Origin of the sequence: Aeromonas sp. sif2416 (genome assembly GCF_019218665.1) — a bacterium.
In the GTDB taxonomy this organism is placed as follows: domain Bacteria; phylum Pseudomonadota; class Gammaproteobacteria; order Enterobacterales; family Aeromonadaceae; genus Aeromonas; species Aeromonas encheleia.
This window is the reverse complement of the sequence record NZ_JAHUXC010000006.1, coordinates 221574-239325: the sequence shown is the minus strand read 5'-3', so window position 1 is coordinate 239325 and position 17752 is coordinate 221574. Positions and strand designations below refer to the sequence as shown.

General features: G+C 63.1%; 18 protein-coding genes and 1 tRNA gene. 2 read left to right on the top strand and 17 right to left on the bottom strand.

Features of this window, described 5'->3' with window-relative positions; genetic code table 11:
• Window positions 1-100 precede the first annotated feature (100 nt).
• Window positions 101-2257, bottom strand: a complete 2157-nt coding sequence (locus KW821_RS13790; RefSeq protein WP_218291843.1) for a TonB-dependent siderophore receptor — start codon at window positions 2255-2257, stop codon at window positions 101-103.
• Between the two features lie 129 nt (window positions 2258-2386).
• Between KW821_RS13790 and KW821_RS13785 the strand changes: the two genes are divergently transcribed.
• Window positions 2387-3361: an AraC family transcriptional regulator gene (locus KW821_RS13785; RefSeq protein WP_256353477.1), complete on the top strand. Its 975-nt coding sequence runs from the start codon at window positions 2387-2389 to the stop codon at window positions 3359-3361.
• A gap of 86 nt (window positions 3362-3447) precedes the next feature.
• On the opposite strand, the gene KW821_RS13780 is transcribed toward KW821_RS13785, so the two are convergent.
• Window positions 3448-3535: transfer RNA gene (locus KW821_RS13780), tRNA-Ser, on the bottom strand.
• A gap of 197 nt (window positions 3536-3732) precedes the next feature.
• On the opposite strand from KW821_RS13780, the gene KW821_RS13775 reads away from it, so the two are divergent.
• Window positions 3733-4482, top strand: coding sequence for a DsbA family protein (locus KW821_RS13775; protein ID WP_042654124.1), 750 nt, complete (start codon window positions 3733-3735; stop codon window positions 4480-4482).
• Window positions 4483-4551: 69 nt separating this feature from the next.
• Here the strand turns inward: KW821_RS13775 and galE are convergent, their stop codons facing one another.
• The 15 genes from galE to KW821_RS13700 all read right to left on the bottom strand — a co-directional run bounded on the left by galE (window position 4552) and on the right by KW821_RS13700 (window position 17752).
• The gene (gene galE, locus KW821_RS13770; RefSeq protein WP_218291842.1) at window positions 4552-5565 is read right to left on the bottom strand and encodes a UDP-glucose 4-epimerase GalE; all 1014 of its coding nucleotides are present in this window, start codon (window positions 5563-5565) and stop codon (window positions 4552-4554) included.
• An 85-nt stretch (window positions 5566-5650) separates the two neighbouring features.
• Window positions 5651-6652, bottom strand: a complete 1002-nt coding sequence (locus KW821_RS13765; protein WP_218291841.1) for a hybrid-cluster NAD(P)-dependent oxidoreductase — start codon at window positions 6650-6652, stop codon at window positions 5651-5653.
• Between the two features lie 111 nt (window positions 6653-6763).
• Window positions 6764-8413: a hydroxylamine reductase gene (gene hcp / locus KW821_RS13760; RefSeq protein ID WP_218291840.1), complete on the bottom strand. Its 1650-nt coding sequence runs from the start codon at window positions 8411-8413 to the stop codon at window positions 6764-6766.
• A gap of 244 nt (window positions 8414-8657) precedes the next feature.
• A complete protein-coding gene (locus KW821_RS13755; RefSeq protein WP_021140949.1) occupies window positions 8658-9125 on the bottom strand; it encodes a Dps family protein in 468 nt (155 codons plus the stop codon).
• 131 nt (window positions 9126-9256) lie between these two features.
• Window positions 9257-9799 (bottom strand): DUF3833 domain-containing protein, encoded by a 543-nt coding sequence (locus KW821_RS13750; protein ID WP_218291839.1) that lies wholly within the window; start codon window positions 9797-9799, stop codon window positions 9257-9259.
• Between the two features lie 14 nt (window positions 9800-9813).
• Window positions 9814-10362 (bottom strand): chalcone isomerase family protein, encoded by a 549-nt coding sequence (locus tag KW821_RS13745; protein ID WP_218291838.1) that lies wholly within the window; start codon window positions 10360-10362, stop codon window positions 9814-9816.
• A complete protein-coding gene (locus tag KW821_RS13740) occupies window positions 10319-10537 on the bottom strand; it encodes a TIGR02450 family Trp-rich protein (protein ID WP_042654130.1) in 219 nt (72 codons plus the stop codon). The genes KW821_RS13745 and KW821_RS13740 overlap by 44 nt, the downstream gene beginning before the upstream one ends.
• Window positions 10534-11013 carry a DUF2878 domain-containing protein gene (locus KW821_RS13735; protein WP_218291837.1) on the bottom strand — a complete coding sequence of 160 codons (480 nt, stop codon included), beginning with the start codon at window positions 11011-11013 and terminating at the stop codon, window positions 10534-10536. Before KW821_RS13735 ends, KW821_RS13740 begins: the two co-directional genes overlap by 4 nt.
• Before the next feature lie 2 nt (window positions 11014-11015).
• Complete coding sequence (locus KW821_RS13730; RefSeq protein ID WP_218291836.1) at window positions 11016-12272, bottom strand: cyclopropane-fatty-acyl-phospholipid synthase family protein; 1257 nt, start codon at window positions 12270-12272, stop codon at window positions 11016-11018.
• Entirely contained in the window at window positions 12272-13018 is a 747-nt protein-coding gene (locus KW821_RS13725) for a DUF1365 domain-containing protein (protein ID WP_218291835.1), read from the bottom strand. Before KW821_RS13725 ends, KW821_RS13730 begins: the two co-directional genes overlap by 1 nt.
• On the bottom strand, window positions 13015-14274 hold the full coding sequence (locus KW821_RS13720; protein WP_218291834.1) for an NAD(P)/FAD-dependent oxidoreductase: 1260 nt from the start codon (window positions 14272-14274) through the stop codon (window positions 13015-13017). The genes KW821_RS13725 and KW821_RS13720 overlap by 4 nt, the downstream gene beginning before the upstream one ends.
• Window positions 14271-15005: an SDR family NAD(P)-dependent oxidoreductase gene (locus tag KW821_RS13715; protein ID WP_218291833.1), complete on the bottom strand. Its 735-nt coding sequence runs from the start codon at window positions 15003-15005 to the stop codon at window positions 14271-14273. Before KW821_RS13715 ends, KW821_RS13720 begins: the two co-directional genes overlap by 4 nt.
• Entirely contained in the window at window positions 15002-15430 is a 429-nt protein-coding gene (locus KW821_RS13710; protein WP_042654136.1) for a nuclear transport factor 2 family protein, read from the bottom strand. Before KW821_RS13710 ends, KW821_RS13715 begins: the two co-directional genes overlap by 4 nt.
• Before the next feature lies 1 nt (window position 15431).
• Window positions 15432-16868, bottom strand: coding sequence for a deoxyribodipyrimidine photo-lyase (gene phrB, locus KW821_RS13705; RefSeq protein WP_218291832.1), 1437 nt, complete (start codon window positions 16866-16868; stop codon window positions 15432-15434).
• A complete protein-coding gene (locus KW821_RS13700; RefSeq protein ID WP_218291831.1) occupies window positions 16865-17752 on the bottom strand; it encodes a MerR family transcriptional regulator in 888 nt (295 codons plus the stop codon). The genes phrB and KW821_RS13700 overlap by 4 nt, the downstream gene beginning before the upstream one ends.

Sequence of the window (17752 nt, the reverse complement as noted above, 5' to 3'; positions counted from 1 at the left end):
AGCGTCATGGATAAGCCTCTGGCGCGGCATCTGGCGCAGGGTTCGCCGGGCGGCACAGATAATCGGCAACAGCGCCATCAGGCCCTGTTGCCGATTGCCGTTACAGCTTGTAGGTGAAACCTGCCATCAAATTGGCCGGTTCGCCGTACATGTTGAAGGTGGTCGTCGAGCCGACGCGATAGAAATATTCGCGATCGAAGATGTTGTAGACATTCAGGGTCGCCTGCATCTTGTCCGTGATGTCGTAGCGCACGGCCGCATCAAACAGGGCATAGCCCCCCTGATGGGTAGTGACTCCATTCTGGTTGAAGGAGTAGTCGCTGACCGCCGTCATCCCGCCACCCAAGTGCAGGCCCGGCACCCAGTCCGCCAGATGGTAGTCGGTCCAGAGGGACAGGGAGTGGCGCGGGATCGCATCGAATTTCGGGTTGTGATCGCCGGATTTCTCCTCGATATCGGTAAAGGTATAACCCGTCATGACCATCCAGTTCTGGCTCAGATAGCCGGTCGCCTCCAGCTCCACCCCTTGGGTGTCGACCTTGCCGGTCGCCCAGTAGGTATTGGAAATGGCGATCCCCTGCTCGTCATAGGCCTGGGCCGCGATGTTATTGTCCTTCATCAGGAAGGCGGTCGCTCGGGTGTTGAGCTGGCCATCCAGCAGGGATGACTTGATGCCGGTTTCCCACTGGCTGCCCTCACGAGGCGCCAACATGTCACCATTTTCATCCTGACTGGTCTGCGGCTTGAACACCTTTGAATAGCTGGCATACAGGGTGTGTTCATCGGTCAGGTCATAGACGGCCCCCGCATAGGGAGTGAATTTCCCATTGAAATCACCCGACTGGCTGTTCTGCGCCCCCGAACTGAGGGGCGTGCTGACGACCTCGGTGTCATACCAGGAGACACGGGCCCCGGTGATCACGGCCAGCGGCTCCATCAAGCGCCAGGTCACCTTGCCATACAGACCCAGTTCTGACTTCTCTTCATGGTCGTTCTTGGTGTACTGGTAGTTTGGCTTGGCGACCGTGGTCGGATCGAAATTGAACACATTGATCTTGCCGATATTGCGGTTGGTGTAGGTCTGAATATCGGATGCATAGTGCTTGTAGTCAGACCCCAGCACGAACTCGCTCTTGTGCCCAAGCAGGCCAAACATCTGGCTGTAGTTGGCATCCAGCGCGACGTTCTGCTGCTGGTTCGCCTGGGCATTGAACATCAGCCCGGTGTTCCCCGCGGCATCCACCGGGCCGTTGGTATAGGTCTGCTCCAGGCGCATGTCGTGATCCATGTAACGGGCCGAGACCTGGCCGACGCCACCGTTGGCAAAGGCATGCTGGAGGGAAGCGCCCACATCGGTGGTGTTCGCGTCGAAGAAGTCTTCGTCAGAACCGAGGTAGGTACTGCGACTGATGTCTAGCATGCTGCCATCGCTGTACGCCGGCAGGCCATTGGTGGGCAGTATGTCCTTGGTTTGATGCAGGGCATAGACCGACAGCAGGGTGCGATCCGACAGCTCGAACTCCAGGGTGCCGTAGTAGGTCCCGTTATCGTTGTTGTTGTAGTCAACCTGGTTCTTGATGTCGGCGTTGCTCACCACGAAGCGGCCGAGCACCGAGCCCTCCTCGTTGAGCGCCCCCCCCATGTCCGCTTCCAGATAGTGCCGATCCCAGCTGCCATAGCGCGCCGTGACCGAGCCCTTGAATTCGTCGGTCGGGCGCTTCAGCACCATGTTGATCACGCCCCCCAGTTCGCTGGTGCTGTTAAACAAGCCGGAGGGGCCGCGCATGATCTCCACGCGGTCGACGGCGGCCAGCGACGGCAGGGTGCCGAATTTGCTCTGCATGGGCGATGGCAAGCCGTTCAGGCTCACCTCATCGTATTCGTAACCGCGCGAGAAGATGGAGGAGCGGCCGCTGTCGTTGACCATGGTGCGCAGGCCCGGCGTGTATTTGGCCAGATCGTCCACCGCCACGAAGTTGCGCTCTTTGATGTAGTCATTGGTCAACACCGTGATCGACTGGGGAATGTCTTTCAGGGCTGCCGGGGTCTTGGTACCCACGGTGGCCGAGTCGACGCTGTAACCCCCGGTCTCCTCCGACGGCGCCATCCCGTAAAGCGGGTTGCCGTAGACAACGAGGGTTTCATCCGGGACGACGTTCTGCTCTTCCGCCAGAGCCGGGGAAGCAACAGTGACAGCCAGGGCGGCAGAAACGGCCAGAGCAAGCGGGCTGAGCGCTTTATCCTTAAAGACAACCATAGAAAGAGTGACCCCAAACAGAGATGATAATCATTTTCATTTGATTTTGTGGGGGCTAATATAGCATCCAAGAATCCGCAGTAGTTTTGCGGTTCGGTCATTTAATATTTCGAAATGGTCAAAGTGAGCATGACTGACACAGTGGCAAGAGATACCAGCGTTCGTAAACGCGGCCTGTTTACCGGAAGAGTCGAGAACCTGATGATTCAGGACAGCATCCTCTTCCACAACAAGGACATCGTTCACAAGGCCGATTTCGCCACCCAGCGAGAGCTGCCGCCACAGCTGATCATCGCCATCCCGCTCGAGAGCAGGGCGCTGATGACCTATGGCGCCACCCACAGGCTCAGAGGTTGCCGCTTTCACAAGTCCGATCCCATTGTGGCCACCGCCATCTTCTATGCCGAACCTGACATGGTGCAAGGCGCCGCCAAGGCCCATGTGCGCAGCCGCAGCATCGTCTTGTCGCTCAGCCTGCCTTGGCTTGAGCGCCACCTGATCGGCAAACACCGCGCGCTGTTCGAACGCATATTCAACCATCACTTGAGTCGCTTCGACTGGTCGCTGCCGCCGCACCTTGGCCAGATAGCGGAAGCCTTGAACCTCACCAGCAGTCAGAATGCCCCCGAGATGCTGATGAGAGAGGCATTCGCCCTCACCGTATGGGAGAGCCTGATGACCAACATCCAGCAGATCGCCTTTGTCTGTGGCCAGCGCCACAACGAACAACCGACCCGTCTGAAAATGTTGCTGATGGATGAAAGGGTGGACGAGATGGCACTTGCCGACATTGCCGATAGGTTGGGAATGAGTGTGTCTACCTTGCAACGAGCGGCAAAGAAAGAGCTGGGCATGAGCCTGCAGCGTTATCTGCGCGAGCGAAAGTTGCAGGAGGCGAAGGTGAAGCTAGAAGCGCGAAGCATGTCCCTGCAGGAAGCCGCGGAGCACGCTGGCTACAGCCATGTCTCGAACTTCATTACGGCGTTTCGCAAGCTGTTTGGCTTTTCACCAAAGCAACTCCTCAGGCAAGGCGAAGGCAAAATAGGAAATGGCTGTGCCCTGAACAGCCAAGCCATCGAGGGCCAGAGAAGTTCCCTCGGCTAGCCTGGACGCCCACATTTATGAGCGTACTCAGTGGCGCGCGGATATGATAAAGCCCAAGCGATTGAATCGCTTGGGCTCTGAATGAATGGCGGAGGAGGTGGGATTTGAACCCACGGATGGTCGCCCATCGCCGGTTTTCAAGACCGGTGCATTCAGCCGCTCTGCCACCCCTCCGCAGCAGTGCGCCGAATATTACCCATGCCGATCCGGCTTGTAAATCCCCGCCCCGTTCGTTTGCCGATTTATTGGGCTAAACTACGCAAAAAGCCCACAAACAGGGCATGAGCCGCGCTTTTTAGACCGGATAACTTGACTTGAAAACAGACTCACCCACTATAGTGGCCACCACGATATTCCAGCAAGATGGACTTATGAGAATCAAACATGCCCTGATCGCAGCCTTGACTGGCGCGACCCTGCTTGCGGCGCCGGTGCAGGCGAGCGAGCTGACCAAAACGGATGTCGAGCAGATCGTGCGCGACTACCTGGTCAAGAATCCTGAAATACTGGTCGAGATGTCTAATGCCCTGCGCGCCAAGCAGGAGAGCCAGCAGGCCGCCAGCGACAAATCCCTGATCGAGGCGCATGCCAAACAGCTCTATTCCAACCAGGATCCCGAGAGCGGCAACCCCAAGGGCAGCCTGACCGTGGTCGAGTTCTTCGACTACAACTGCGGCTACTGCAAGCGCGCTCACCCGCTCGTCAAGCAGCTGCTGGGTGAAGACAAGGAGATCCGCTACATCTACAAGCAGTTCCCCATCCTGAGCGAGACCTCCTACTATGCCGCCCGCGCCGCCCTGGCGGTGCAGCTGGGTCAGCCTGACAAGTACCAGACCTTCCACGACAAGCTGTATGCCCATCAGGGTCCGCTGGCCGACGAAGCCCAGGTGAAAGCGATCGCCACGGCCGCCGGGGTGGACTGGAGCAAGGTCGAGGCCAAGTTCAAGGACGGCAGCATCGATCAGAACCTCGGCACCAACCGTGCCCTGGCCGAAGCCATGAGCATCTCGGGCACCCCGGCCTTCATCATCGGTGACCAGATCCTGCGCGGTGCACCGCGGGATCTGGCGAGCCTGCAGGCCATCGTCAAGGACGTGCGCGCAGGCAAGAGCATCCAGTAAGCTCGCCACGCGCTGATAAAAAAACGCCCCGGCCATGCCGGGGCGTTTTGCTATTCGGGCTTCAGCCCCTCAGGCCTGATAGCCGTTCGGGTTCTGGCTTTGCCAGCGCCAGGTGTCCACCATCATCTGCTCGAGCCCGCGCTCCGCGCGCCAGCCCAGCTCGGTGCTGGCCTTGTGCGGCTCGGCCCAGCACTCGGCGATGTCGCCGGGGCGGCGGGGCTTGACCTGGTAGGGAATGGGGCGACCGCTGGCCGTCTCGAACGCGGCTATCATCTCCAGCACAGAGTAACCCTGGCCGGTACCCAGGTTGTAGGTGAAGACCCCGGTGTCGCTCGCGATGCGGGCCAGCGCCTTGAGGTGACCGATGGCGAGATCCACCACGTGGATGTAGTCGCGCACCCCGGTGCCGTCCGGCGTCGGGTAGTCGTTGCCAAACACCCCCAGCTCCTTGAGCTTGCCCACCCCGACCTGGCTGATGTAGGGCAGCAGGTTGTTGGGAATGCCGTTGGGATCTTCGCCGATGAGGCCGCTCTCGTGGGCGCCGACCGGGTTGAAGTAGCGCAGCAGCACTATGGCCCAGCGCGGATCGGACTTGGCGAGATCCCGCAGTATCTCTTCCACCATCAGCTTGGAGCGGCCATAGGGGTTGGTCGCGCTGGTGGGAAAATCTTCCCGCAGGGGCACAGAGGCGGGATCGCCATAGACGGTAGCCGATGAGCTGAACACCAGCCGGAACACGCCGGCTTTGGCCATCTCCTCGCACAGCACCAGGGTGCCGGTCACGTTGTTCTGGTAATAGGTGAGCGGGATCTGGCTCGACTCCCCCACCGCCTTGAGGCCGGCGAAGTGGATCACAGATTCAATCTTGTGGGCGGCGAACAGCCGCTGCAGGCAGGCCCGGTCGAGAATATCGCCCTCGACGAAGGTGACCGCCTGGCCGGTGATCCGCTCGACCCGCTTGAGCGACTCGGGCGATGCGTTGGACAAGTTATCCAGCACCACCACCCGCTGCCCCGCATTGAGCAACTCGACCAGAGTATGGGAGCCGATATAGCCGGCGCCGCCCGTGACCAGTATTGTCATTTTATCATCCCGTGTTCTGCTGAAACTGGGACAGAGTCTACCCGTCCGCCCCCACAGGGAAAAGACGAAGAGATCAATGACGCCCTCAATACGCCAGACTGATGTCCCCTTTGGCGGTGCAGGAGCAGGCCAGCGCCACCCCGCTCTCGAGATCCTGCGCGCTCAGCGTCACCACGCTCTGGCGCTCGATCTCGCCGGTCGTGGTGCAGCGGCAGGCGCCACAGACCCCGGCGCGGCAGGCGGCCGCCATGGTCTCGCCGGCACCCTCGAGGGCGGCCAGCAGGGTCTGGCCCGGCAGTATCTTCACCTTCTTGCCGCTTTTTTTCAGGGTCAGCCAGAAATGGTCGCCATCGGTGGCCACCGGCGCCGCCTCGGGCAGGCCGAATGACTCCTGATGCAGTTGATCGACCGGCAGGCCCAGCTCCGCCAGCATGGTGCTCACCGCGGCCATGTAGGGCGCGGGCCCACACAGGTAGACGTGACGGCTGAGCAGGTCAGGCGCCAGTTCCCTCAGCATGGCGGGGTCGAGCCGGCCGAGCCAGGGGTGAGTGGTCTGGTCCTGCTCCAGCACTTTCTCCAGCACTAAAGCATGGCGCAGCCCGCTATGAGCCTCGGCCAGGGCCGCCAGTTCGCTGGCGAAGATCACGTCCTCGGGGGAGCGGGCGCTGTGGATGAAACGAATGTCCGCCTCAGGGCGTTTGGCCAGCTCGTCGCGCAGCATGGCCCACATGGGGGTGATGCCGGAGCCCGCGCTCAGCAGCAGCGGTCGCTCGCAGGGCAAGGCGCTCAGGTTGAAGTCGCCGAAGGGGCCGTCGGCCCGGATCTCATCCCCCGGCTGCAGGCTCTGGTGCAGATGATGGGACACCAGCCCCACATCCTTGATGGTGACCTGCCAGAAAGGATCTTGCGGGCTGGAGGAGAGGGTGTAGGCGCGGCACTTGGGCTCGCCGCCTACCTCGGTGTGCAGGGTCAGGCACTGGCCGGCCAGCACCGGGGGCAAGGCGCCATCGACGACGGCGAACTGCCAGCTCACCACATCATGGGTGTCGGCACGGCGGCCAATGCAGCGCAGGGTGAGAGAGGTCATCACAAGGCTCCTCGGTCTGATGAAAAGGTCTGATTCGAAAAAAGGCGAGCCGGGGGGCTCGCCAAAGGCTTACAACACGCTGAGATGATCAGGCTGGCACAGCCTGCGGCGTCAGGCCGCCAGGATCTCGGCCAGATCCGCTTCGGCCGTGGTGGTGCCTTTCAGGCCGAACTGCTCCTCCAGCACCTTGAGCAGGGCCGGGGTGAGGAAGGCCGGGGCGGTCGGGCCGGTGCGGATGTCCTTCACCCCGAGCGCCAGCAGGGTGAGCAAAATGACGATGGCCTTCTGCTCGAACCAGGAGAGCACCAGGGTCAGCGGCAGATCGTTGACGCCGCACTCGAACGCCTCGGACAGCGCCAGTGCCAGCTGGATGGCGGAGTAGGCATCGTTGCACTGGCCCACGTCCAGCAGACGGGGAATGCCGCCAATGTTGCCGAAGTCGAGTTTGTTGAACTTGTACTTGCCGCAGCCCAGGGTGAGCAGCAGGCTGTCTTGGGGGGCGGCCTTGGCAAATTCGGTGAAGTAAGCGCGCTCGGCCTTGTCGCCGTCACAACCGCCCACCAGGAAGAAGTGGCTGATCTCGCCGGCCTTGACCTTGTCGATCACCGCGGGGGCGGCCTGCATCAGGGCGTTGCGGGCGAAGCCGATGGTGATGAAGTGCTCGAGCTCGGTGTGCTTGAAACCTTCCAGCGCCAGTGCCTTCGCCACCACGGCGAAGAAATCTTCCCCCTCCAGATGGGTCACGCCCGGCCAGCCGACGATGGAGCGGGTGAAGATGCGATCGCTGTAGTCGCCCACGTTGGGGTCGATGATGCAGTTGGAGGTCATCACCACGGCGCCGGGGAAGTTCGCGAACTCCTTCTGCTGGTTCTGCCAGGCGGAGCCGTAGTTGCCCACCAGATGGGGGTACTGCTTGAAGAAGGGGTAGGCCAGCGCCGGCAACATCTCGCCGTGGGTGTAGACATTGATGCCAGTGCCCATGGTCTGCTCCAGGATCAGCTTGAGATCCACCATGTCGTGGCCGGAGACCAGGATGCACTTGCCCGGGATCGGGGTGACCCTTGCTTGAGTCGGTTCCGGATGACCGAAGGCGCTGGTCTCGCCCAGATCCAGCATCTCCATGACACGGAAGTTGAGCAGGCCGATCTCCATGGCGCACTTGAACAGGGGATCCAGCTCGCTCGGGTCCGTGCTGAGCCAGCTCATGATGCGATGGAACTCGGCCGCCACGGCGCTATCCTGCTGACCCAGCACCCGGGCGTGCTCCATGTAGGCGGCGGCGCCCTTGAGGCCGTAGAGGCAGAGCAGACGCAGCCCCATGATGTCTTCGTGCACCTCGCTCTTGCCGCGATTGACCGCGGTTTGCGGCGCATGGGCCAGCTGGGCGAGCAGCTCGTCACCCGGCTCGAAGCCGGCAGCCTCGGGCAAGCCGGTGACTTGCACCGCCAGTGCAGCCAGACGGTCGGCCAGTTGCTGACGATGAGCCAGCGCCTGGTTGACATAGCCGACGATGCGGGCGGAGTCGAAGTTGACGTTGGTGAGGGTGGCGAAGAAGGCCTTGGGCACGAAGGCATCGATCTCGTTGTCGATGACGCCGTGCTCGCGAGCGGCCAGCGCCCAGGCACTGAGGCCCTGCAGCGCATAGATCAGCACATCCTGCAGATCCGAGGTTTCGGCCGTCTTGCCGCACATGCCTTGTGCATAAGCACAGCCATTGCCTGCCGGGGTACGAATTGTCTGTTCACATTGCACACAAAACATCATGCCTCTCCTAATTGGACATTTCAGTTACTTGTTTTGTGGCGATTCTATGCCCCTCGTGAAAAACTTAATAGGCATTCAATTTGCCAATTAAGTTTTCATTGATGCAGATCAAAAACAAAAAAGCCGCCCAAACAGGGCGGCAAGCGGGTGGATAAAAGGAGAGACAACTCGGGTTTACAACAAAGGTTTACAACAAAGGTTTACAACAAAGGTTTACAACAAAACTCGCTTCAACAAAGGATCAGGCCAGATAGGCGCGCAGCATCCAGACCAGTTTTTCCTGCTGCTGCACATAGTCGGAGAGGATGGACGCCGTGCCCTCGTCACCGGCCTCAGCGGCCTGCCCCAGGATGCGGCGCTGGGCCACCAGCAGCTCGCGGAAGCTCTCCAGCAGCGACTCGACACAGGCACGGCCGTCGTGCAGTCCCTTCTGCTCGGGGATGGCGGAGACCTTGAGATAGTCGCTGAAGCTGTGCATGGGCACCCCATCCAGGGTGAGGATGCGCTCGGCCAGGGCATCGACCTTGAGCAGCAGATCGTTGTAGATCTCTTCAAATTTCAGGTGCAGCTCGAAGAACTGGTTGCCACGGATGTTCCAGTGGAAGCCACGAACGTTCATGTAGAGGATCTGGTAGCTGGCCAGCAACTTGTTCAGCTCTGCGGCCAGGGCTTGTGATTGAACGGTATCAAGACCAATGGGGCTCTTCATCATTCACCTCCAGGTGGAAAACATTATTGGGAACAGGGCAAGAATATCCCCATGAAGACTCAAAGGACAATCGTCCCTGCCTTGCCCATTGATAGCGAATGGCTATCGCCCAGCGGGCTCCAGCTCCTGACTCATCCCCCGAACCGCTCGATATAGAGGATCACCTCCCCCAGGTGAATGCCGAACTTGCTGATCTCGGCGCGATTGATCAGGCGATCTTCATCCAGCAGATACATCCAGTCATCGAAGCTCACCCGCACCACCTCCCCGTCCGGCAGGGCCAGATCGAGCCGATAGCGCCAGTTCAGGGCAAAGCCTGCCGTCTTGCCCACCGCCTCCCCCATCACGTCCGAGGCGGTGCCGCGCCAGTGCCCATCCGCCCCCTTGTTCAAAAACCAGGTGCGGGTCTGCCGGCGGCCGTCATCGAAATAGAACTGCTCGAACAGCTCCCCCTTACCCTCTCGCCAGCGCCCCTGCATCTCGACCCGAAAGCGACTGGTCACTTCGCCGCTGCGGTCGGTCACCAGGCCATGAGCCACCAGCTTGCCGTTGAAGAAGCGGGCGAGATCCCAGTTCGGACCCTGCCCTCTATAGTCATCGAGGCTGGCACCACAAGCTGCCAGCAGCAGAAGTGGCCACAGCAGCAGCATGCGCCATGTGCGGTAGAGAGGCATGAAGGGCTCCAGCATCAGGGTTGGCCGCGCAGGCGGCGGGTAAGGGCGGGATCGCGGCTGTTGTCGGCGAGCCAGATGGCCAGAAAGGCAGCAGAAAACTGCGGATCGGCGAGGGAACCCAGGGGCTTGTCCTGCCACCAGAAGTGGCCGGCTCCCGCACTGTCCACATAGAAGGTCAGTCTGTCCCCCGCTCCGACGTCAGGCCAGAGGGCGGCGAGCCGACCGAGCCAGCGCTCGCGATCCGTCTCGCTGCCAAGCCCGAGCCGCTGCCATTCGGCGGCGGTGGCGCTCAGCAGATCTTCCCGTTCTATGGCTCTGGCATAGGTCAGGGTGAGCGCCTGCGGATAGCGACCGGGCTCGTAGCGGCCGCTCTCGCTGTAGAGGGTGGCGTCATAGAGCTTGAACCAGAGCCAGCTCATCTGCCCCTGCCCGACCGGGCGTAGCTGTTGCCAGGGTACGGCAGAGGCCTGCACGGCAGTAGCAACAAGTAGCGTCAGCGTCAGCGCCGCCAGCAAGGCACTAATTCCACCCCATGTGCCAATGGGCAGGATCTTCCAGTTCATGCCAGTCCATCTCCTGTTCCTGCAGGGTATTGATATCCTGCATCACCACGCTCGCCAGTTGACCTCGCGCATCCCGCTGGCAGGCCACCACCAGGTAGAAGCGATCGGCCAGCTCGTACTGGCTCTCCTTGGTCCATTTGGAAAACAACAAGGCGTCGGTCGAAAAGGCGTTCATCTCGGCTCACCCTCCAGCGTCACCGTTACCCACAGCAGTACGGGTAACCACCACATCCAGATCACCGCCAGCAGCGCCGTGCTGATCCAGATGCCCCAGGGTAAGTGTACGGCCCCCATGGCAGCCCCCGCCACATAGGAGCTCGCGCCCCCCACCATGCCAAAGAGCGCCTGCTGCCAGCGGGGCAAGGGCCGAAGCCAGCGCAGACCGTGGGAGAGGGTCAGGGCAAAACCGCACCAGAGCAGCAACAGCCAGAGGGGGAAGCCGGACGGAAACTGGAACAGACCGAGCCGCCAGAGCAGGATGTCGAGCAGACAACCTGCCAGGGCAACGGGAATGAGCCGCCAGTCTTGCCGGCGACGAGGAGAGAAGAGGAAATGAAGCAACAGCATCAGCAGCAGCGGGCCTGGTTGCTGCCATTTCACCGCCAGCAGCCAATAGAGGTTGAACCCCAGCAGCTGGGCCCACTGCCACATGGTCAGTGACCGCTCACTGGCAGATCACCGGACCAGCCGAGCGGGCCCGGCTTGGCCGCCTCCAGCTGCACCAGGCTGATGGCCCGCTCCCAGAAGCCCCCCTCGCAGTAGGCAAAATAGAAGTGCCACAGCCGGATGAAGTCCTGGCTGTAGCCGAGTCTTGGCAACTCCGGGGCCAACGCCAGGAAGCGTTCACACCAGTGGGCCAGGGTGCGGGCGTAGTGGTGGCCGTGATCGTGCAGTCGCACCAGCTGCATGTCGGTCTCCCGGGCGAGCAGCCCCGCCATCTGGGAGACGCTCGGCAGACAGCCGCCGGGGAAGATGTAGCGCTGGATGAAGTCGACACCGCGCAGATACTGGGCGTGGCGCTGATCGGCGATGGTGATGGCCTGAATGAGCAGGCGGCCGCCGGGCCTGAGCAGGCGCGACAGCTGGCGGAAGTAGTCCGGCAGGAAGGCGTGCCCCACCGCCTCTATCATCTCGATGGAGACCAGCTTGTCGAAGCTCCCCTCCAGCTTGCGGTAATCCTCCAGCAGCAGGGTGATGCGATCACCCAGCCCCTCCCGCGCAATCCACTCTTTTGCGTAGTCATGCTGGGCCTGGGAGATAGTCGTAGTGGTCACCCGGCAGCCATGGTGGCGAGCGGCATAGACCGCCAGGCCGCCCCAGCCGGTGCCTATCTCCAGCAGGTGATCGTCCGGCCCCAGCTCGAGCCGCTCGCAGATGGTGCGCAGCTTGGCCTGCTGCCCCTGCTCCAGGCTGGCCTCGGCGCTCGGGTAGAGGGCGCTCGAGTACTGCATGTGGCTGTCGAGGAAGCCCTGATAGAGGGTATTGCCGAGATCATAGTGAGCGGCGATGTTGGATCTCGAGCCGGTCAGCGTGTTGCGGCTCCGCCAGTGGCGTACCTTGTTGAAGGGGAAGCTGAGCCAGCCGAGCCGCCGCTCCAGGCTGTCGAGCAGCGTCAGGTTGCGGGCCAGCAGCCGCACCAGGGCCACCGGATCCGGGCTGGTCCAGAGCCCCTCCACCCAGGTTTCACCGGCGGCTATGCTGCCCCCCAGCAACAGGCGGCGATAGAAGGCCGGATCCTGCACTATCACCTCGGCATGGAGATCGGTGCCCGCCACCCCGAAGCTGTGGCGCTCGCTGCCGTCCCGCAGCAGCAGTTGACCCTGTTCGAGGCGTCCCAGCAGCGTGAGCAGCAGTTGCCTGGCCCCCTTGTCGATGAAAGAGGCAGAGAGGGTTGATTGAGCAAGTTCCATTAGCGGCTCTCCGGGTGGCTGAAGATCGGGGTGCGTTTGATAAAAAGGCGCAGGGCCTGCCAGTAGATACCAAGCAGCACCTTGAGGGTCATCCAGGGCCAGCGGGCCAGCAGGGCCGCCAGCCCCTTACGCGACAGCGGCTCGCGGCGCAGCGCCAGGGTGGCGTCGAACAGCTTGGCCTCGCCGGACTTGGGATGACTCTCGATATGGATCAGCGTCTCCTGCGCCGGCGCCCTGATGCGCCAGTGGTAGCGCATGGCCAGTCCCATGAAGGGGGAGACGTGAAACGCCTTGTCGTGGGGCGCCAGGGCCGCCAGATCCAGCAGGTAGTAGTGGCGCTCGTTCCAGGGGGTGTTCGACACCTCCGCCAGCAGATAGCGCGCCTCCCCCTCCCGGTAGCAGAAGTAGAAGTTGACCGGGCTGAAGTAGAAGCCCAGGCAGCGCACGTTGCCGAGCAGCAGCACCCGGCCGTCCGGCTCGGCACTGCCGCCAAGCTCGGTCACCTTGTCCCACACCGCCTGCTTGAGGGGCCCTTCGCTGCCACTCAGATAGTCGCGGCGGCGAAAGGAGAGCAGCCCGGCCCGCTCCACAGCGAACCAGCGCCCCTGATCGAGTTGCGGCAGCTCGTCCAGATCCAGCCCCAGCATGAAGAGGCCGTAAGAGAAGGCGTGGCGGCTCGGCGCGAAGCGGCGGTGGCGCACCGAGCCCTGCCAGATGGCGCTGATGGTATCGCTGGCGGCCTTCATAGGCTGGCTCCGAAGCGACTGGCCACGTCCAGGGCGCTACGCACCCCGTCCTCGTGAAAGCCGTTGTACCAGTAGGCGCCGCAGAAATGGGTGTGCTGCCGGCCGCAGATCTCGGCTCGTCGCTGCTGGGCGGCGATGGAGGCCTGATTGAAGACTGGATGGTGATAGACGAAGCGGCGCAGCACCTTGCTTTCGTCCACCCGGCCCTTGGGATTGAGGCTGACGCAGAAGGGCTGCGGCGAGCTTATCCCCTGCAGAATGTTCATGTTGTAGCTCACCAGCGGCCGCGCCTCGTCATCGTCCCCGAGCTGATAGTTCCAGCTGGCCCAGGCCTTGCGACGGCTGGGCAGGTAGCTGGCATCGGTATGCAGCCAGACGTCGTTGGCCTGATAGGCCATGGCGCCGAGAATGGCCTGCTCCCCTTCGCTCGCATCCGTCAGCAGGGCCAGCGCCTGATCGCTGTGACAGGCGAGGATCACCTCGTCAAAGCGCTCCTCCCCGTAGCCGCTCTGGACCAACGCCCCCTCGGCCGTGCGCCGTATCCCCTGCACCGGGCAGGCCAGCCGGATCCGCGGCAGCCAGCCTGCGGTGAGCGGGCCTATGTATTCCCGCGAGCCGCCCGGGATCACGTACCACTGGGGACGATTGGCAACATCGAGCAGCCCGTGGTTGGCAAAGAAACGCAGGAAGAAGCCCAGCGGAAAGGCGCGCATGTCCGCCAGGGTGGAGGACCAGATGGCCGCCCCCATGGGCAGGATATAGTGGCGGGCGAAGTAATCGCTAAAGTTCCCCACCTGCAAGAAGTCCCCCAGGGTCAGCGCGGGACACTCGCCATGTCGTTGGCCGTCGGCCAGCCAGGCGCGGGCCTCTCGGTTGAAACGCAGTATCTCGGCGACGAAGCGGTAAAAACGCGGGCTCAGCAGGTTGCTGCGCTGGGCAAACAGGGTATCCAGGTTGTGGCCGTTGTACTCCAGCCCCTCTGGGCTCTTGACCGAGAAGCTCATCTCTGTGGGCTGGCGCGCCACCCCGATCCGCTCCAGCAATTTCAGGAAATTCGGGTAGGTGCGATCGTTGAAGACGATGAAACCGGTGTCGATGGCATAGCTGCGACCGGCCAGGCTGACATCTACTGTGGCGGTATGTCCGCCGAGCAGGGGGGCCGCCTCGAACAGGGTGATGTCGTGCAGCTTGTGGAGCAGATAACCGGCGCTGAGCCCCGAGATCCCGGAACCTATGATGGCGATCTTTTTCTTCATGACGGGGATCCTTTCGAGATGAGGGCGCGACCGAGGCGCAGCCAGAGCCCTGTCGGCAGCGCCCCCAGCAGGCGCAGCAGCCAGATGAAGCGACGGGGGAAGTGGATCTGGTGACGACCGGCGGCCAGCCCGCTCAGGATGGCGCGGGAAGCCTGCTCCACCGTCACCAGACAGGGCATGGGAAAATCATTCTTCGCGGTGAGCGGCGTCTGCACGAAGCCCGGGCGGATCAGGGTCACCCCTATGCCCCGGGCCGCGAGATCGAGACGCAGGGTGGCGGCCAGATAGTCGAGGGCGGCCTTGGAGGCGCCATAGGCCTCGGCCCTTGGCAGGGGCAGCCAGCTCACCGAGGAGCCGACGATGGCGAGCCGTGATCCTGCCGCCAGCCGCGGCAGGAAGGCGGCCAGGGCGTGGCCGGTGGCGACCAGGTTGGTCTCGATCACCCGGGCAAAGAGGGCGCCGTCAAATCCCTGGGCCAGGTCCATGTATTCGCAGTTGCCGGCGTTGAGGATCAGCAGATCCAGTGCGGGCAGGCCGGCGGCAACCTCTGCCATGGCGGCGCTGTCCCGTGCATCGAACTGCAGGGGGGTGATCCCCTCATGAGCCAATGCCTGCAACCGCTCGCCGTCGCGGCCACAGCCCCACACCTGCCAACCAGAGCGCCGATAATCGAGTGCCAGCTGGCGGCCTATGCCGGAGGTGGCCCCGGTGATCAGCACACGTCCGCTCATGCTCCCAGCCTCCCCTTGATGGCGCGCACCACGGGCCCCAGCAGTGGTAACTGCTCGTAGATCATGGCGCCGAGATCGAAGTAGTCCCGGTGCAGGCAGACCTTGCCCCAGGCATCGAACTGCAGCCGGGTGGCGCCCTCGACCCGCACGGGCCGACCACCGGCGATCCTGGGATGGGCGAAGACCATGACCCAGCTGAGCCAGGCTTCGTTGCCCTGCTGCTGCTGGCTGGTGATCTCGAAGCGGCACTCCTTGAGCCGCCCGTAGAGGGAGGAGAAATAGCGGGTGAGCGCGGCCAGCCCCTCGATGCGGTGGGCCGGATCGATGAACACCACCTGATCGGCATAGATCTCCGGCAGGCGATGCAACTGATGCTTGTCCAGTTGCAGATAGAGGACGATGAAATGGGCCAGCGCGTCGTTCATGTTATTTCTTCTCCAGGTCACGGAACATCGCGATGGCCCTCACCCGAGCAACGGCATGATCCACCATGGGCGCCGGGTAATACTGCCGCCCCTTGAGCCGCAGCCAGTCGTGGGGCTGGTGCACACAGGTGGCAGGCAGATCGGCAAGCTCAGATACCCAGGTACGGATAAAGTCCCCTTGTGGATCAAATCGTTGCCCCTGAGTGGTCGGGTTGAACACCCGAAAGTAGGGGGCCGCATCGGCGCCTGTGCCCGCCGCCCACTGCCAGCCGCCGTTGTTGGCCGCCAGATCCCCGTCAATCAGCCTGCTCATGAAGTAATCCTCCCCGAGCCGCCAGTGAATGTGCAGATCCTTGGTGAGGAAACTCGCCACTATCATCCGCAGCCGGTTGTGCATCCAGCCGGTGGCGTTGAGGCAGCGCATGGCGGCGTCGACTATGGGGTAACCGGTACGCCCCTCGCACCAGGCGGCGAAGGCATCCGGGTCCCAGCCCCAGGGCAGGGCCCCGGTCTCGGGCTTGAAGGGCAGGTTCATGGAGAGGCTTGGCACCAGCACCAGCAGGTGGCGATAGAACTCGCGCCAGATGAGTTCATTGAGCCAGACGAAACCGGGCTGCGCCTTGGACTGGGGCCGGCAGCCGAGCCGCTGCTGCAAGGCCGCCACGCACTGGCGCGGGCTTATGATGCCCGCCGCCAGATAGGGAGAGAGGATGGAGGTACCCGCCAGGGCCGGAAAGTCCCGAGTCTCGCCGTAGTCCAGCACCGCCTGCTCCAGAAAATCATTCAGACGGCGACTTGCCTCGGCTTCCCCCACGGGCCAGCGGGGATCCGGTGTCGTCTCCCCGATCGCCTCATCGACAAAGGCCCTCTCGGCCAGCGGCTGCCAGGGCAGGGCGTCGCCCCGCGGCGCCGGGGCCCGGTGAATGACGAAGCCATCCTCGTCCAGCGCCTTGAGCCAGGCGCGGCTGAAGGGGGTGAACACCTTGAACATCTCCCCCGAGCCGGTCAGCACCCGCCCCGGCGGCAGCACGCAGCAGCCATTGAGCCAGTGGCAACTCGTCCCCTGCTTCGCCAAGGCCGTGTCGACGGCGCGGTCGCGGCGCTGCTCGTCGAGCTCGATGGCCTGATGGGCGTAGAGCCGGGTGACGCCAAGCTCGCGGGTCAGCTCGGCCAGCGCCGCCGGCAGCTCGGCAAAGGTCTCGACCCGCAGTAGATGAAGCGGAATGCCGAGGGCCGCCAGCTCAAGGCCCAGCGCATCGACCCGAGCCAGAATGAAGCGCTGACGGATAGGGGCCATCTTGTGCTGCCGCCACTGGCTCGGCGAGATGACAAAGAGGGCCGCTACCGGCTCCTCATCGGCGCCGGCATTGCCGCAGCACGAGCGCAGCGCCGGGTTGTCGGCCAGACGCAAGTCATTGCGAAACCAGACCAGTCTCATGATTTCTTGCTCCCGCGCCCGCCCAAGCCGCGCGCGGCAGGCTTGTCTGCCATCACCTCGGCCAGGGTCGCCCGCCAGCCGTGGGCGGCCAACCAATCCGCGTCATAGAGTCGCCCCAGCTCGCCAAAGAGGCGGGTACCGGCGGGCCAGTCGGCGGCCAGCGCCGGCTTGCCCAGCCCGGCCCCCAGCAGCACCCGCCAGGGGGTGGTCGCCCGCCCCTCCAGCAGAGCGACGTGGCGCGGCTCCACTGCCCCCAGCAGTTGCACCTCATAGCCTTGACCTATCAGCTCGTAGGCCGCCCAGACCAGATCGAGAGGGCCGACCTGACCCCAGCTCGCCAGGGTGACGGGCAGGCCCTTCTCCTGCTCGATAAGGTGGCGGGCGAAGCGGGTGTGAAGCCAGCCCAGCCACACATGTTGCAGCAGCTCGCCGTCCGGCCGCTCGCGCCAGAGGCCCAGCAGCCGCTCCACCAGCGGTTGCAGCACCCGGCTGCGCACCAGCTCGAAGGGGTAGCTCGCCAGCAGATCGTTAAGCTCGGCCTCCGCCTTGCGCTGGTTGAAGGCGAGCAACGCCTGGCTGACCCGATCCAAGGTCTGCTGCCAGTGATCGCTCACCGGCTGGGACTGGGGCTCGCTCAGCAGCCCCTTGACCTGGCCTATGCTCACCCCCCGCTCCAGCCAGCTCAGGATCTCGCCTATCTGGCGGATATCCTGCTCGCTGTAGAGACGGTGGCCCTTCTCGGTGCGGGCGGGCTGCACCAGCCCGTAGCGCCGCTGCCAGGCCCGCAGGGTGACGGCATTGACTCCGGTGAGGCGAGAGACCTCGCGGATGGGGTAGATCCCCTCATCAGGCAGAGGAGCAACTTCTTGCGGTAAATCAGACAT